The organism is Methanomethylovorans hollandica DSM 15978, from assembly GCF_000328665.1.
GTDB classification, from domain to species: Archaea; Halobacteriota; Methanosarcinia; order Methanosarcinales; family Methanosarcinaceae; genus Methanomethylovorans; species Methanomethylovorans hollandica.
This window is the reverse complement of record NC_019977.1, coordinates 466,867-482,797: the sequence shown is the minus strand read 5'-3', so window position 1 is coordinate 482,797 and position 15,931 is coordinate 466,867. Positions and strand designations below refer to the sequence as shown.

The 15,931-nt window shown below is 38.9% G+C and carries 12 protein-coding genes; 9 read left to right on the top strand and 3 right to left on the bottom strand.

Going from position 1 to position 15,931, the window contains the following annotated elements:
* Positions 1–3 precede the first annotated feature (3 nt).
* From galU to METHO_RS02370, 4 genes are all read left to right on the top strand, one after another.
* Positions 4–864 (top strand): UTP--glucose-1-phosphate uridylyltransferase GalU, encoded by an 861-nt coding sequence (gene galU, locus METHO_RS13525; RefSeq protein WP_015323924.1) that lies wholly within the window; start codon positions 4–6, stop codon positions 862–864.
* A 147-nt stretch (positions 865–1,011) separates the two neighbouring features.
* Complete coding sequence (locus METHO_RS02380; RefSeq protein ID WP_015323923.1) at positions 1,012–1,968, top strand: glycosyltransferase; 957 nt, start codon at positions 1,012–1,014, stop codon at positions 1,966–1,968.
* Between the two features lie 314 nt (positions 1,969–2,282).
* Complete coding sequence (locus tag METHO_RS02375; RefSeq protein WP_015323922.1) at positions 2,283–3,422, top strand: glycosyltransferase family 4 protein; 1,140 nt, start codon at positions 2,283–2,285, stop codon at positions 3,420–3,422.
* Positions 3,423–3,462: 40 nt separating this feature from the next.
* Positions 3,463–4,908: a flippase gene (locus METHO_RS02370; RefSeq protein ID WP_015323921.1), complete on the top strand. Its 1,446-nt coding sequence runs from the start codon at positions 3,463–3,465 to the stop codon at positions 4,906–4,908.
* On the opposite strand, the gene METHO_RS02365 is transcribed toward METHO_RS02370, so the two are convergent.
* The gene (locus METHO_RS02365; RefSeq protein ID WP_156811005.1) at positions 4,894–6,027 is read right to left on the bottom strand and encodes a glycosyltransferase family 4 protein; all 1,134 of its coding nucleotides are present in this window, start codon (positions 6,025–6,027) and stop codon (positions 4,894–4,896) included. The two genes, METHO_RS02370 and METHO_RS02365, sit on opposite strands and share 15 nt — an antisense overlap.
* A gap of 384 nt (positions 6,028–6,411) precedes the next feature.
* Between METHO_RS02365 and METHO_RS02360 the strand changes: the two genes are divergently transcribed.
* The 5 genes from METHO_RS02360 to METHO_RS02340 all read left to right on the top strand — a co-directional run bounded on the left by METHO_RS02360 (position 6,412) and on the right by METHO_RS02340 (position 12,576).
* On the top strand, positions 6,412–7,551 hold the full coding sequence (locus METHO_RS02360; protein ID WP_015323919.1) for a glycosyltransferase: 1,140 nt from the start codon (positions 6,412–6,414) through the stop codon (positions 7,549–7,551).
* 156 nt (positions 7,552–7,707) lie between these two features.
* Positions 7,708–10,224 carry an oligosaccharyl transferase, archaeosortase A system-associated gene (locus tag METHO_RS02355; protein WP_015323918.1) on the top strand — a complete coding sequence of 839 codons (2,517 nt, stop codon included), beginning with the start codon at positions 7,708–7,710 and terminating at the stop codon, positions 10,222–10,224.
* A 2-nt stretch (positions 10,225–10,226) separates the two neighbouring features.
* Entirely contained in the window at positions 10,227–10,706 is a 480-nt protein-coding gene (locus METHO_RS02350) for a 3-isopropylmalate dehydratase small subunit (RefSeq protein WP_015323917.1), read from the top strand.
* Positions 10,707–10,714: 8 nt separating this feature from the next.
* Positions 10,715–11,581 carry a DUF7714 family protein gene (locus METHO_RS02345; protein ID WP_015323916.1) on the top strand — a complete coding sequence of 289 codons (867 nt, stop codon included), beginning with the start codon at positions 10,715–10,717 and terminating at the stop codon, positions 11,579–11,581.
* The gene (locus tag METHO_RS02340; protein ID WP_015323915.1) at positions 11,578–12,576 is read left to right on the top strand and encodes an isocitrate/isopropylmalate family dehydrogenase; all 999 of its coding nucleotides are present in this window, start codon (positions 11,578–11,580) and stop codon (positions 12,574–12,576) included. The genes METHO_RS02345 and METHO_RS02340 overlap by 4 nt, the downstream gene beginning before the upstream one ends.
* A gap of 25 nt (positions 12,577–12,601) precedes the next feature.
* Here METHO_RS02340 and flaJ read toward each other — a convergent pair whose 3' ends face one another.
* Positions 12,602–14,230 (bottom strand): archaellar assembly protein FlaJ, encoded by a 1,629-nt coding sequence (flaJ, locus tag METHO_RS02335; RefSeq protein WP_015323914.1) that lies wholly within the window; start codon positions 14,228–14,230, stop codon positions 12,602–12,604.
* Between the two features lie 35 nt (positions 14,231–14,265).
* A complete protein-coding gene (locus METHO_RS02330; protein WP_015323913.1) occupies positions 14,266–15,924 on the bottom strand; it encodes a type II/IV secretion system ATPase subunit in 1,659 nt (552 codons plus the stop codon).
* Positions 15,925–15,931 lie beyond the last annotated feature (7 nt).

The following is a 15,931-nucleotide window of genomic DNA, read 5'->3' as shown; positions in this document are numbered from 1 at the left end:
ATCATGACGATCAAGAAAGCAGTTATACCGGCTGCAGGGCTTGGCACAAGGTTTCTCCCGGTAACAAAATCCATGCCAAAGGAAATGCTTCCGATCATTGATAAACCTGTGATCCATTATGTAGTGGAGGAAGCTGTCAACTCCGGAATAGATGACATCATATTCGTGACAGGTAGAAGCAAAAGATCTATAGAGGATTATTTTGACGATTCACCTGAACTGGAAATGCACCTTAAGAGCAGGGGAAAAACAGAGATGCTGAAAATGATAAGAGACATCTCTTCCCTTGTGGATATCCACTACATCCGACAGAAAGAACCACGGGGATTGGGAGACGCTATACTTACAGCAGAAAAGCATATTAGCGGGGAACCTTTTGCTGTGCTTTTAGGTGATGATATAATAATGAACAGTACCCCATGCACTAAACAACTTATCGAGGTTTTCAATACCTACGGGCGCTCAACCATCGCAGTGGAAGAAGTACCCTGGGAAAAAGTTAGCAATTACGGTATAATAAAAGGACGCGAACTGGACGAACACCTGTACCTGCTTGAGGACATCGTGGAAAAACCTGCCCCCGAGAAGGCTCCATCTAATACCGGTGCTATTGGAAGATACGTATTCACTCCTGAGATATTCGATTGTATAAAAGCGACAGCTTGCGGTGTGGGTGGAGAGATACAGCTTACCGATGGCATCAAACTCCTCAGCGAATCCCAGAAGATCTATGCATATAAGTTCACAGGCAAACGTTATGACACCGGTGACAAACTGGGATATATCAAAGCCATAGTGGACTTTGCTTTAAAGAACGAGGAAATGAGGGATGAGATACTGGACCATTTAAGGAATTTCAATTAATGGAATTTAACTGGCCTCAAAACTCATATTGGAATGATTGGAAACTGTATGAGGGATTGAAACATTGGCAATTATATAGAAGACGATGGTAAAGCAGCCGACAACTGATAAAGATATTACCTAATGAGCTTTTTGGAATAAATCCATATGAAAATTCTCCACATAAGAAACATTGCTAATGTCGCATACAATCTATCATTACAACAGAAAAGTCTTGGCCATCAGGTACGTATCTTAGATATTACAGAGAATTATACTAATGACTATGAAGATATTTCTTTGAACCTTCCTTTGAATTACCCTAAAAAGGATCTTTTAAAACGTTTTTATATAATTTATAAAATTTTAATCAAATTACTGCGTGAAGAGAATTTTGATATCATTCATCTGCATGATGGTGGTATATTCCCTATGGATTTGGACATCCCGTTGCTGTTCAAATTTTATGGAAAAGTAGTTATCCATTGGCATGGCAGTAAGTTGAGAAACAACGGTAAAAGTTTTGGTTCGAGATTTGCAGATGTGCATATAGTTTCTACTCCGGATCTATTAGAATACGCACCTGAAGCAACATGGGTCCCTAATCCTATAGGATGGCATGGGTTAACTAAAATAGATAGAAACGATGGTAAAATACTGATCGGCCATGCGCCTACAAACAGATTTTATAAAGGAACCATATACTTTATTGAAGCAATAAATGCATTAAAAAGACAATATCAGAATGTTGAGTGTGTGTTAATTGAAAACACCCCACATAAAGAAACAATTGAATTAGTTTCTAAATGTGACATTGTAGTTGATTCAGTTGGCTTTTATGATAAAAGACAGACTGGATGGTATGGTATTCTCACAAATGAAGTTCAACAGATGGGAATCCCTTCTTGCACATGGATTAAGCCAAGTGTAGAACCATATTTAGAAAAGCCGAATGGAATAATAAACGTCACAAAAGATAATCTAAAACAAGAACTCGAAAATTTGATGATGGTCGCTGATCTAAGAAAACAGTTAGGTGAGCAAGGAAAAAAATATGTAGAAAAAGTACACAACAATGAAAAAATCTGTGCAGAAATTATGGAATTGTATAACATATTACTCTAAATTTTTAGAATAATATTTAAACTATAATTTTATTTTCACTTTTTTAATGGAGGTAAAACATTAATGATAGTCTTTTGTTTTAATTTATGAGCTTAACACGCTAAAAATAAAAAGAATAATGATGGATAAAGAGAACTATCTTAAAAATGAAAAACATGAAAAGAAAGAGAGTAAATCTATATGATAGGGGATTAATTGCAATTTGAAGTACCTATGACTTAAAATAATGGTTTTGATAAAAGTCTCTATAAGTTGTTAAAATAATACGAGCATAGATATATACACATTGTTTAGTTGAATTGTGAAGTGATCAAATGATTGATGTTTTTGCAGTGATCGATGGTAATATCTTAAGTGATTTGGGAGATAATACCTCTGGAACTTATACTAGAATACATTATCTTTTAAATGCGTTAAATGAATCTCAAAACATCAATCTTAAATCGATCAAATTTAAACAATTTCCACAAAGCACATTAAAAAACATATTTTTTAACAATATAATTAAATCAATTGTTGCGTTGAAGTCAATAACCATCCTTATAAAAGATAAGCCACTCGTTTTTTTTGCTTACCCCTATTCATTGCACACTATCCAAAATAGAATGATTTTTAAAATTTCAGAAATACTCGATTTAAAAATTATCTTAGATATTCATGATACCATTGAACAAGTGAATGTACTTGGAAAAGGCAAACCTAAATTGACTAAAAAAATTGAAAAAGAGTGTATTGAAAAATCATCTTTAGTGATTATCCTTAACAAACCTATGTGGAATTCCTTGAAAAAAGTATACAACTTGAACGAAAACATAAAAATCGTTTTCATCCCAAACGCATTTGAATATTCTTTTATTACATTATATCCAACAAAATATAAAAACCAAAAAGATGATTTTGTCAACATTGGTTATATGGGAGGTTTAACAAAGAACAGAGGAATTGACATATTAGTTCAATCTTGTGTGAATCTGCATGAAAAATACCCGTACTTAAAGTTGTTTTTATTCGGCACCTATGGAGAAGGGATTTCAGATGATTTAAAAGATGTTATAGAAAACAGTGATTTCATTATCAGAAAAGAAATTCCAAGAAAAGATATACCAATGTCATTAAAAGACATAGATATCTTTGTTATGCCATATAATCCAGAAGTAAAATATCTCAATGAGTCATCACCTATGAAATTTTATGAGTATATAGGGTGCTGTAAACCTATTATATGTACAAAATGTGAGTCTTTAGTTGATGTAGGACAAAATGATTCAATATTGTACGTTGATTATAACATCGAAGATTTTACAAAAAAGATAGAACTGCTGATTAAGAATCCCAAACTTCGCGAATATATGTCAGAAGGGTTATATGACATTAGACTGGACCACACCTGGGAAAAAAGAGCTGATGAACTTCTTCATACTATGATGTCATTATCCAATAATTTAAATGAGTGACAATTAGATTTTATTTTAGTTTTAATATACCGGAGAAATCATGCCTACAATGTCTACTATTTTCAACAGATTAATGCGTATTGAGCCTATTAGACGTCAAAGCATGGTTATTCTGATCTTACAGATTGCTATAACATTTATTGGGTTTTTGAGCACAATGTATTTTGCTCATACAATCGGTGCCAGTGTGCTTGGTGCATATTTTCTGTTTTTGGCATATGTTGGTACTTTAAATCTATTTTATGATGGTGGCTTTGGTGGAGCTGTTGTAAAACGTATAAGCGAAGGTAAAGATCAGAACGAATTTTATTCAGCATTTGTTGTCAGTCGTATGATTTTGGTTGTATTTTCAATTGCTGTTTTAATCCTGATATATCCATTGCTAACAGACCTCCATGATATGTATTTCTGGTTATTGGTAGCACTAGTATCCGGGTTTATTTTTAGTAGCATTCTTTATGGCATCTATGGGATGGGTAAAGCAGGTATTTATCAGACCATGGGCTTCCTAAACAGCATACTGTGCATATTTTTTCAAGTTGTAGCTGTTTTTCTGGGTTTTGGTGCTGCGGGACTCGCAGGAGGTTTTATCTTTGGCATGATTGCAGCAAGTATCATAGGAATGCGTTATCTTGATATGAAATTAGTACGGTTCAGATCTTATCATTTACATAGCCTTGTTTCCTATTCATTCTGGATATTTTTGTCTTCAAGTGGCAGTCTTGTATTTACTTATGCTGACACTATTATGGTTGGATATTTTTTAGAGACTGCGGATGTGGGCATATATCGTGTTGTATTTCAGTTCACAACTATAGCAGCTTTTACAACAACTGCAATGCGTACCGTTCTGTTTCCAAATATAAGTAAATGGAGCGTATCTGGCGATACAGATAGAATCGCAGTTTCTCTTTCAAAGGCTTTTACTTATTCATTGATGCTTGCTGTCCCTGTTCTGGCGGGAGGGGTTCTGCTTGGCGATAAGCTACTATATTATTTTTATGGCTCTGATTTTGAGAATGGAAATTATACCCTGTATCTGCTTCTTGTGATGCAAGTGGTAAATGTATTTGTATTTCTTCAGACGACATATATTAATGGCCTTAACCATCCCAAAAAAGCATTAAAAGTTACCATCGTTGCAGCAACAGCTAACATTATATTGAATTTTGCCCTAATTCCGGCGTTAGGCATAGAGGGAGCAGCTTTAGCTACATTGTTAACTATGACATTAAACGCTTTACTCGCCTATTTTGTTTTATCCAGGTTCATAAATGTTAATATAGAGTATGTACCTGTCAGGAATGTAATAATCTCATCATCAATTATGGTTGTCTTCCTGGGATTTTATCGTTTGTTAATACCACTTTCGAACATATGGATCACACTTTTGTCTGTTTTACTTGGAGGAATTGTGTATACAATGTTTTTATTGAAGATTGATACAGGTGTGCGTACTGAAATAAAAAATTTACTGAACTATTGAAATATCATCATACATGTTAAACAGTAATTTTTCCATTTCTGCCCAGTTATATTTTTTTTCGACCGATTTCCTTCCTCTTGATCCCATCTCTTGTGCTTCTTTTGGATTGTTCATGATCCAGATAATTGCTTTTGTTATATCGTCAATATTTGAAGAGTCTATAAGGAGACCGCAATTGGCTTCTTTGACAATTGCCCTTATTTCCGGAAAATCACTTGCAATTACAGGTTTTCCACATGCCATATATTCAAATAATTTATTTGGTAATCCGATTATATTGTTGTAATATATTGGCTGGAATAGAATCATTCCTGCCATGGATTTTTGTATGTTTGTAACAATATCTGCGTAGGGTAACCAACCTGTAATTTTGACATTCCCATTGAGACTGTTATCATCGATAAAATTTTTTACTTCTATTTTAAATTCATCTGTATCCTGAATATAACCTGCTACTAAAAGGAATAGATTAGGATATGCTTTTCTTACATCTAACAGGGATTTTAATAATTTATCTAAGCCTCTTTCTCTACTTACATAACCGGCATAAACAATTGTATTTTGTTCCATTTCCACATTCTGTAGAGGAAAAAGATCCAAAGACGGAACATTATATAGCACAACAGTATTCCCAAATTGTGCAAATCTTTTTCTAAGCGACTCGTTAACGGTAATTATATAGTCACAAAATTTGCATAGAAAAAGTTCGCCTTTATTTACAATTGCATGTATTGGTTTTTTGACAACTTTTGGGAAAAAAACATTTTCTGCGATTAGCTCCGGGTAATACTCATGAGCATCGTAAACCATTTTATTTCCTGTTAACACTTTAAGAATAAAACAGATGAGTAATGAACCTGGCTCATGACAGTGGAAAACATCACACTTTATCTTAAAACCTTCTTTGAAAATTTTAAACATTGTCAGAAAATGAAGCGCTTTTGAATTGGGTTTTTGTATTGTTTTAATATGTACTCCGTCTATTATTTCATTAATTACTTCAGTATGTGGGGCAATTATTGTCACTTCGTGACCATGATTTACGAGAGACTGTGCCTCTCTATAGAATACTCTTGTATCAAAGGGAGGGTGGACGGTAGTTAGCATACATATTTTCAAACTAATCACCAATTAGGTTACTGAGAAACCCAAAGGAATAAAAACGTTGTTATGTGCCAGAATACCATCTTAATTTGTGATGTCACTCGATGCGGTTGGATCAACAGTCAAAACCTTTAAATTGCATTATTAGCAATCTGCATAAAAAGATGAGGCAAAAAGCAAAGAAAGGATTAAAAAATGTTTCAACCACAATAAAAAAAGATATATTAAAGTTTTTTGATTCTCAAGAAATAAAAATGTCTAAGAAATAGAACATGTATATGATTGACAGCCTCTTTAACACTTTTTTGTGAAGCTATCTGTGCGAATCTCCGAGAGGAGAGATGCAATTAAATAATACCCAGAAAGATTATATGATTATATGAAATAAGAGATTTTGCAATGAATATTTTGGTTATACCTACAACAGACTGGACCAAACATCCCGTTCCAAATAGACTGAACTTTATCTTTGATATAATGGCAGAAAAACATAATGTTCATGTCATTAATTTTAAACTTAAAAAATTCAAAGATCAAAATCCCAGGACAACTAAATGTAAGCTTCATGATGTTACTGCAATTAATGTTAATGACCCATCAGCATATTATATTGTCAACAGTGTATATCACATGTTCAAAATAAGGAACATACTTAAAAAGGAAAAAATTGATGTAGTTGTTTCTGCTAATATTCTGCCTGCTTTTTTGGTAAACCTTGTTAAAGGAAAAACTCCCATTGTATTTGATTACCTTGATCACTATGAAGAATCTGCAGCTACATATTATCCTGATTCTTTTTTTGGAAAAATTGTGAAGTACGGAGTAAGACGGATAATCCACTATAATCTAAAAAATGCAGACTCATTGATCACAGTAACAACTGAATTAAAAGATTTCTTGCAGCATCTCAGTGAAAAGAGCATACATGTCATACCAAATGGAGTAGACACATCGGTCTTTGAAATTATTCCAAGAGAATATGCAAAAAAAGAACTAGGATTGGAAGGCACCATCATAGGTTATGTCGGATCACTTGAATATTGGGTCGACCTGGAGACAGCCATAAAAGCTTTGCCAAAACTGGATGCTAAATTATTGATAATAGGCCCTGGATTATTCACTGACTACGGAGAAACAATAAAATCCCTCGCAAATGAGCTTGGTGTACTTGACAGGATGATATTCAAAGGAAGAGTAGAATATTCGGAATTATACAAATATATATCCGCGATGGACATCGGACTTAATCCTTTAAAACATGTCATGAAGAACGAGGTAGCTGTAGGTGGAAAAATATTCAATTATCTTGCATGTGGAGTACCTGTTCTTTCAAGCAGGATGAAGGCCGTAAAAAACGCACTTGGTGATGATATTTATTACTATGATGATGAAGTATCATTCGTTGAAAGTATCCAAAATATATTAGAAACTGAAACAGATAGACAAAAATATATAGATATTGCAGAAACATTCGATTGGAGAAATATTGAAACTATGTATGAGAAAGTTCTAAAATCCGTAGAATTAGAACCTTTATAATTAAAGTACATACATGTAACAAAGAGATTAAATAAAGTAGGATATTATAAGCCCATATATAAATCTGAGCTGTGCTATACTAAGTAATCTTGATAGATATTTTCTGATAAGTAAGTATCATGAAACGAGTTTCATAATCAAAAGGTGTCCCATAATATGACAAAGATATCAAAGATATCAAGTATATCGGTAAAGGAAAGAGGTCAAACCAGTTGGTTGGCAGCACTTTTTGTGATTATAAGTGCACTGATTGCATTTTATATAAGGATTCGTCCCCGTGACAGCGTGTTCCTGCCAAACGGCTTTGTCAGGTTCAGTAACGACCCCTTATACCATATGCGCATTGTAGAAGTGCTCTTACACAACTACCCTCACGGCATGTTCTACAACCCATTAACAAATTTCCCAAATGGAGCTTACATACATTTCGGACCACTTTTAGATCATATGATCGCGTTGACAGCACTGATTCTAGGGCTTGGTAATCCGGATACAGGCCTTGTAAACATCATTGGTGCTTATTTCCCGACTGTGCTGGGTGCCCTTACAGTTATTCCCGTATACTACATCGGTAAGTACTTGAAGGACAGAAAAACCGGTGTTATTGCAGCTTTTCTTATAGCCATCGCCCCTGGACAATTCCTTAGCCGTTCAACTATCATCTTTACGGATCATCATGTGGCAGAAACTTTGTTCAGTTCATTATTGATGTTGTTCTTCTTGATTGCATTAATCGAAGCAAAAAAGAGGGAACTTTCTTTAAAGATGCTGCAGAGCAAGAGCAAAGAAGCGGCCCGGCCAATAATATTTGCAATACTTGCGGGGCTTATGTATGCAGCCTATCAACTTACCTGGCCGGGTGCCCCGATGTTCGGTATGATCATTGTCATATTTGCAGCAGTGCAATATACTGTAGATCACCTTAACAACAAATCGACTGAATATTTGGGAATAATAGGGATCATTACTTTTATTGCGGGACTGCTACCCGTTATCCCATTTATAAAACCCGATATGGGATTCAGTGCCTATATCTATTCATGGTTCCATGTTGCAACTGCACTTGCAGCTATTTTTGCCTTTTTATACATGAGCATTGTCCACAAAGTTCTCAATGATAAAAGACTTAAACCCATATATTACCCGATAGCATTGATCGCTACACTAATAATCGGGCTTCTGGCGATCAAAGTGATATCGCCTTCAATATTTGGTTCAATTACAGGCATATCTGCAACTATCTTCTCTGCAAAGACCGGCGGCTTTAACACCATCGGTGAAGTCTCATCCATCTTCTACCGCGGTGGTGTCTTCACCCTCAGTTCGGTCTGGTACAACTTCGCCACCGGATTCTTTTTATCATTGATCGCAATGGTAATGCTGGCCTTCAGCATCTGGAAAGACAAAAAACCGGAAGAACTACTCATCCTTGTGTGGGCCTTCATCATGCTGCTTGCCATATACGGACAGAACCGCTTTGCATATTATTACTCGATCAACGTTGCAGTGCTGGCCGGGTACTTCGCAGCAAAGGTCCTTGACATGACGGGATGGAAGAAGATCGAAGATGCCTGTCACGACAAGATGAACTCCATCGGGAAACTTCCAGGGTGTTTGAGCAAGAATGTCAAAATTGCCCACCTGACAACCATTTTCCTTCTGCTGTTGCTTGTAGCGTATCCAAGTTATAGCCTTGCCATGCAGCAGTCACAGTATACCAGCGGGGCGAACGACTACTGGCTGGAAGCACTTTTCTGGATGGAAGCCAATACTCCTGACCCGGGCATTGATTTCCTTAAGATATACGATGCGCCGGAGAAAGGGGAAATATTCGATTACCCTGATACAGCTTATGGTGTGATGTCCTGGTGGGACTATGGTCACGAGATAGAGGCCATTGCACGCCGACTGCCAAATGCCAACCCCTTCCAGCAAGGCATCGGTGGGCGCAGAAGTAACATTGGAGAAGAGAATCAGCCTGGTGCATCCACATTCTTCACAGCTTCTAGTGAAGAAGAAGCCACTGCAGTCCTTGAAGCCATACATCCGGACCCTGAAAAAACGGGAGCCAGATATATCATGTCTGATATTGAAATGGCCACTGGGAAATTCTATGCCATGACTGCATGGACAATGGACACTAACAATTATTACATACCCGTACAGAGTGATCAGGGAGTAGTAACCGTACCTAGTGAACGTTACTACAATTCCATGGAAGCAAAACTGCATATTTTTGACGGTAATGGTCTGAAGCACTACCGTATGGTTCATGAATCACCTAGCACCGCCCAGAGTCAGGAAGCTGGATATAAGAACGTGTACAACGTGCTCCTCAGTGGAAGCATCAAAGAAGATAACACAGGTTATGTGAAGATATTCGAATATGTAGAAGGAGCAAAGATCACAGGAACTGCCCCTGCTGGTGAGAATGTGACCATAAGTACGATAATTAGTACAAGCCTGGGTCGTTCATTCATGTATTCACAGACAATGACATCAAACGGAACATATTCATTCACAGTTCCATACTCGACAGAAGGACCGATCACCGGCCAGACCCAGTTTGATGTTGCTCCTACAAGACCATACCAGATCAGTTATGGCAGTGTGATAAAAGAAGTAAGGGTCAGTGAAAACGACATCCTTAAGGGCAGTACTATAGGAGTGTAAAAATGATTAAAGGAAAAGTATGGGTATTTGGAGACGATATCGATACAGACGTAATAATACCTGGAAAATATCTCCGCACTACGGATATGCAGGTGTTCGCTGATCATGCAATGGAAGGTATAGACCCTGATTTTTCCAAAAAGATAAAACCCGGGGATATAGTAGTAGGCGGCAATAACTTCGGATGCGGCTCTTCAAGGGAACAGGCTGCCCTTGCCCTCAAATTTGCAGGAGTTGCCTGTGTTGTGGCCAGATCCTTCGGGAGGATTTTCTTCCGCAATGCCATAAACGTTGGACTCCCTCTGATGGAAGCCGATGTGCAGTGCCAGGAAGGAGATGAGATAGAAGTTGACCTGGAAAACGGAAAGGCCACCGTGAATGGAAAACAATATTCAGGTAATAAACTGCCAGATTTCCTTCTTGAAATACTCAATGATGGAGGACTTGTAGCCCACCGCAGATCCATGATGGGGAAAAAATAGAGGTTGTAATGATATTCCCTGAAGAGTACAAGTACGTGGGAGTTACCGGGATACATCCTGACGATGCAGATGACGAACCTGTATATTTCCTAAGCCGGTATATCATAGTAGAACAGCTCACTGATATTGATAAAGAGTACTCAGTGTATCGGGTTGAGCACACCGGAGAAGAACTGTTAAGAAAGGTCACAAAGATCGAACTTTTAGCCTCCGGAAAACAGGTTCTCAAGTATGATGCGTTATTGAATATCAAAGATAGACGGCTTCTTATAGAGAAAGCTTCAGAACTTTGTAAGGCAGATGTAAATACAGTCATCTTTACAGGGCTCGACAGACATGTTACATTTGTGCACGCACCGGACCTCTCTGAAATAATCGACCTTGAGATTGTAGATGTGGTTCCACCTGAGCCCTCCTGGCTTAGCCTTATGATCAGAAAACTTGAGGCAAGCGGTATCTTTGGAGACCTGAGCATACGGTTTAACGAGAACATGAAGGACCTGAGACAGTTCGAAGGAGAAAAAACCGTTTTCCCATGTTCTTCATCAGGACTTAAAGGGAAATGCCTCGACTCTGACATTGTTACCGGGGATGGATCATTACTTGTAGGTTGTGAGATCTCCCGGAAACTCTTCGAATCAAGATTCCCTGGACTTCAATATGATTTCATTAACATCTGCCCATTCCGTTCTGATATTTACACACCCCAGAGGCCTTTCATTACAAGATGCTGCTTGTCCGAAAGATCAGGCCTTGCTACGATCAATGGAATAAAAGGAACCGTGGTCCACTGGGGAGCTTCGGAGTTCCAGATAGCAGTAGCGATACGGGAACTTGTACAGCAGATAAAGAAAGAACAGGGTGATGATCAATGAAAATTGCAGTTGTGGAAGGAGATGGGATCGGCAAAGAGGTCATACCTGCAGCGATAGAAGTACTGGATGTACTCGCCCTGCCTGTGGAAAAAGTACCTGTGGAACTCGGATATGCAAAATGGGAAAAGACAGGCTCTGCTATCACCGATGATGACCTTGCAGTCCTGAAGGAGTGCGATTGCATCTTATTTGGGGCTATAACAACACCTTCTGACCCTACTTATAAGAGTGTACTCCTTACAATACGAAAGGAGCTTGATATGTACGCTAACATTCGTCCTATAAAGCCCATAAATGGCATTGTGGGTGTCACAGGGCGAAGTGATTTTAACCTGGTGATCGTGAGGGAGAACACAGAGGGCATGTATTCCGGCATAGAGGAGCTCCATGAAGACGTTGCATACACTAAAAGGGTAATTACCCGCAAAGGGTCTGCAAGGATAGCCGATTATGCCTGCAAACTTGCCAAAAGCAGGCAGCATCGCCTGGAAATAGCCCATAAGTCCAATGTGCTTAAATCTGATAGGTTGTTCCTGGACGTATGTCGTCAGACAGCCTCTTCATATCACATAGATCACCACGACACCCTAGTAGATTCCATGGCTTACAACCTTATCGTACACCCTAACAGGTACGATGTCGTAGTGACCACTAACCTGTTCGGGGATATACTTAGCGATATGGCTGCTGCCCTGGTCGGGGGACTTGGACTGGTACCAAGTGCGAATATTGGCAAAGGACATGCGTTCTTTGAGCCTGTACACGGAAGTGCACCCGATATTGCCGGAAAAGGCATAGCTAACCCCATAGCTGCTATCCTAAGCCTGAAAATGATGCTGGAGTGGTATGAATTGAACCACCAGGCAAAACTGGTACAGGATGCCATAGAATTTGCTATAAACCAGAACATAGTCACACCTGATCTGGGAGGCATATCCACAACAAGAGAAGTAGGAAACACAATAGCAGAGCGCGTTAAACAACTTATTGGCTGAGGACAAGATTTCAGACTGCTCTTAATCAGCCCATACCCAGGAGAGACCAGATCGCAGTCCTGGTGACCATAGCTGTGATTCCTGATATCCACACCATTATCACAAAATCGATGGTAGAACTGAGTATATGACCTCCGTCCACCACTCGGATAAGGATGGCAGACATCAGGGAATGTGCTATCATAATCAAGAGCACCATCATTGAAAGGACTTCTATGTCCCCTACATTTGTATAGAGAATCATGCCCATGGACATCCCTGCAGGCATTTCCACACTGGAGAACATGCTCTGCATCAGGTCGATCACACCCAAAGAGATATACATTGTAAAACCGATTCCAGCAGTAAGACCGTAAAGGACCCCTACAAGGCTTGAGGCAGACTGCACCCTCTTTTTCCTAAGAGTTACTATCCTGTGGAAATTCGCAGCTATGATGTCACCTATTATCTCAGGTTTGCCTCCAAGGTTAGTTGCCTCAACGAACATAACGCAGAATCTCTGGATAAGATGACTGCCCGTATTTGCTGAAAAGAATTCCCATGATTTGAACTTATCTATCCTTGTGTTAAGTCTCTTATACAATTCGTTCACATCCTTGGTAAGAGGACCAAAGTCATGGATACGTAATGCTTTCAAAGCCTCATCTATCACTCCACCTCTGGCACCTGCCGAGCTTCCAAGAGACCTTATAAAAGCAGGAAAATTTTCATCCCTGCGTCGGATGCTCTTTTCGATCTTACGACATACCTTTCCTGTGTACATTAGAGGAGTTAAGCAAAGTGCAATGGCAATGGGTGTGATAATTTTTCCGTAAATTATGACTATAATGGTAATTATAATACAAGCACCTATCGAGATCGGTATCGAGCGGTATAACTTTATCTTATAATCCGGGATGATACGAGAACTGCTCCACAGAGGGTCCTTTGGTACCTTGCCTTTTGTAAACAAAAGGATGACAACATCCGTTACTATGAACGTTGCTACCACCATTGACATGAGAAGTACAGCATCCATGCCTGTTATCACGGGCATGATGACAGCAAAAGAAGCAAGGAATATGAGAGACATTACAAGGGAAACGAAGAGTTCCTTGATTATTTCAACATTGTACATAGCACTGTTGTACATGGACTCATATTCATTCATTACAACATTCTGCTCTGCAAAAAGAAATGTTTTTATATTTTCTCCTGACTGTAATCCGTGGGCTAATCTATCGAGAAAGTCCTCGAATATTACAGAAGGGGTTCTTTTGGAGATGAACCTGCATGCTTCCGCAAGGCTCATGTTCCACACAGTAACAAGGTTGTAGATCTTTTTTGTTTCCGTGGCTAACTCCTTGTACTCCTCGTTTTCGGAAACTATCCTTATTATATCAAGTCTTGAAGTTTCAGCGGTTGCGATAGAACCCATTTGAGTGATATAGTAATGCATATTGTTATCAATGCGTGATGCCTGGCCCCCATAGATAGAAAGAGGATAATACACTGCAAAGAGTATGCAAATTACGGGGATCAGAATAGGAATAGCCTTTGTACTCCCCTGAAATAAACTGGGAAGGGCAGTATAAAGTAAAAAAGAAAATATAAAACCAAATGCAATGATCGGTATGGCAAACCTTTTTAAATAAGTTGCCGGTTCCGTGTCCATGCAATTAAACGCCTTACTGTACATCACACACACCTTTATACTGAGAACGGCAATCCTTCAATGCCATGTTTATAGAAATTGATTATCAAGTCCAGTACCTCATAATATTCCTCTATGCCCCTGGAGCGCATTTCATTCAATATCCTTGCACGTAAGAACAGATCCTGGTATATCTTGCGCTTGTCATCATAACCCAATTTGACGGCTATTCTGTTTTCCAGAATAAAGCTGTTGTTAAGGCCTCTGAAATTGTGTCTGTCAGTCTCGGGGTCCCATTGGAAAACAGCCCTAGTGACCACACCACCAGCTTCTTTATAATATCCTTCCAGCTCCTCAATAGCAAGGCAACGCCTAAGGAATTTACCTTTCCTGTACACTGCAGAAAGGATCATAGCAACATTAAGGTTATCAATGAAGGTTACAGGTACATTTATGGGATCACCTGTAAGACGCTGTATCATCTTGCTCACTGCTGATGCATGAAAAGTTGCCATCACAGGGTGTCCGGTCTGCATACCCTGGAAAGCTACTGCTCCTTCCACCCCACGGATCTCACCTACTATGATATAGTTAGGCCTTGAACGCAGCGCAGCTTTCAGCAGTACAAAAGTGTCTACCCTGGAATCCACGGGACCATCCTCACGTGTGATCAGCTGTTGCCATACAGGCTGTGGGGGCTGCACTTCTGCCGTATCTTCTGCCGTGTAGATCTTAGCTTTAGGATTTACAAAACATAGACATGCATTCAGCATTGTGGTCTTACCACTTGCTGTTTCACCACTGAAGAAAATACTTTGCCCGTTCTCCAGACATATCCACATATAAGCTGCCATCTCGGCACTGAGAGCACCCCATTTTATGAGCTGGACAACGCTCACAGGGACTTCCATGAACTTACGCATTGTGAAACTGCTGCCTCTGCGGCTGATATCCGGACTGTAGATGATGTTAATACGCGAACCATCCGGAAGGGCACCGTCAGCAATAGGACGAGCATCGCTTACAGGTCGGCCTATCCGTTCACTCATACTGCGCAACCAGCTATCAAGACCTGCCTCATCCCCAAAAGTGATATCTGTCTGAAGCATACCGAATATCTTGTGAACAATAAAAACACCACTTACACCTATGCTGTGGATATCCTCAAGATACGGATCCCTGATAATAGGTTCGATGGGACCTGAACCAATGATATTCCTTTCAATATAATAAAGGATTTTATTATACTCCTGTTGGTTCAATGCTACTTTTTTCTTCACCGGAATAAGTTTTTGAATAACACCTGGCCCTTGCTTCCCATCTTTGAGATCGCCTCCCACACCCACTTCTATTGAGCTGTTCAATAGTTTAGTGATCAGTTCTTTAAGCTCCGTTTCTGATTGTGGTATCGGCTCCTGTGCAGATTTTTCCAGGATAAGGCTCATGATAATATCATATTTCTTCTTTTCTTTCTCCGAAAGACCGGGTTCTATGGCATAGTATTTTATTTCACCCATTTCAGGAGTTCCATAAATGTGGATGAATATAGGATCCCCCACAGGAAGGATGATATTGATATTATCACTTTCAATGTCCTTTGAAAGACTTACAAGAAACTGCGGCTCTGCATCCTGACCTTTTTCTTTCTTGAATTTATCTATATACTCACCAAGATGAGGATTCCTTTGTATAGCTTTCTGGAAATCAGCATCCATTCATATA

Bases quoted from the DNA above. Each gene is read 5' to 3' on its own strand.
- galU (WP_015323924.1), top strand. From the start codon at position 4: ATGACGATCAAGAAAGCAGTTATACCGGCTGCAGGGCTTGGCACAAGG.
- METHO_RS02380 (WP_015323923.1), top strand. From the start codon at position 1,012: ATGAAAATTCTCCACATAAGAAACATTGCTAATGTCGCATACAATCTA.
- METHO_RS02375 (WP_015323922.1), top strand. From the start codon at position 2,283: ATGATTGATGTTTTTGCAGTGATCGATGGTAATATCTTAAGTGATTTG.
- METHO_RS02370 (WP_015323921.1), top strand. From the start codon at position 3,463: ATGCCTACAATGTCTACTATTTTCAACAGATTAATGCGTATTGAGCCT.
- METHO_RS02360 (WP_015323919.1), top strand. From the start codon at position 6,412: ATGAATATTTTGGTTATACCTACAACAGACTGGACCAAACATCCCGTT.
- METHO_RS02355 (WP_015323918.1), top strand. From the start codon at position 7,708: ATGACAAAGATATCAAAGATATCAAGTATATCGGTAAAGGAAAGAGGT.
- METHO_RS02350 (WP_015323917.1), top strand. From the start codon at position 10,227: ATGATTAAAGGAAAAGTATGGGTATTTGGAGACGATATCGATACAGAC.
- METHO_RS02345 (WP_015323916.1), top strand. From the start codon at position 10,715: ATGATATTCCCTGAAGAGTACAAGTACGTGGGAGTTACCGGGATACAT.
- METHO_RS02340 (WP_015323915.1), top strand. From the start codon at position 11,578: ATGAAAATTGCAGTTGTGGAAGGAGATGGGATCGGCAAAGAGGTCATA.
- flaJ (WP_015323914.1), bottom strand. From the start codon at position 14,230: ATGGACACGGAACCGGCAACTTATTTAAAAAGGTTTGCCATACCGATC.
- METHO_RS02330 (WP_015323913.1), bottom strand. From the start codon at position 15,924: ATGGATGCTGATTTCCAGAAAGCTATACAAAGGAATCCTCATCTTGGT.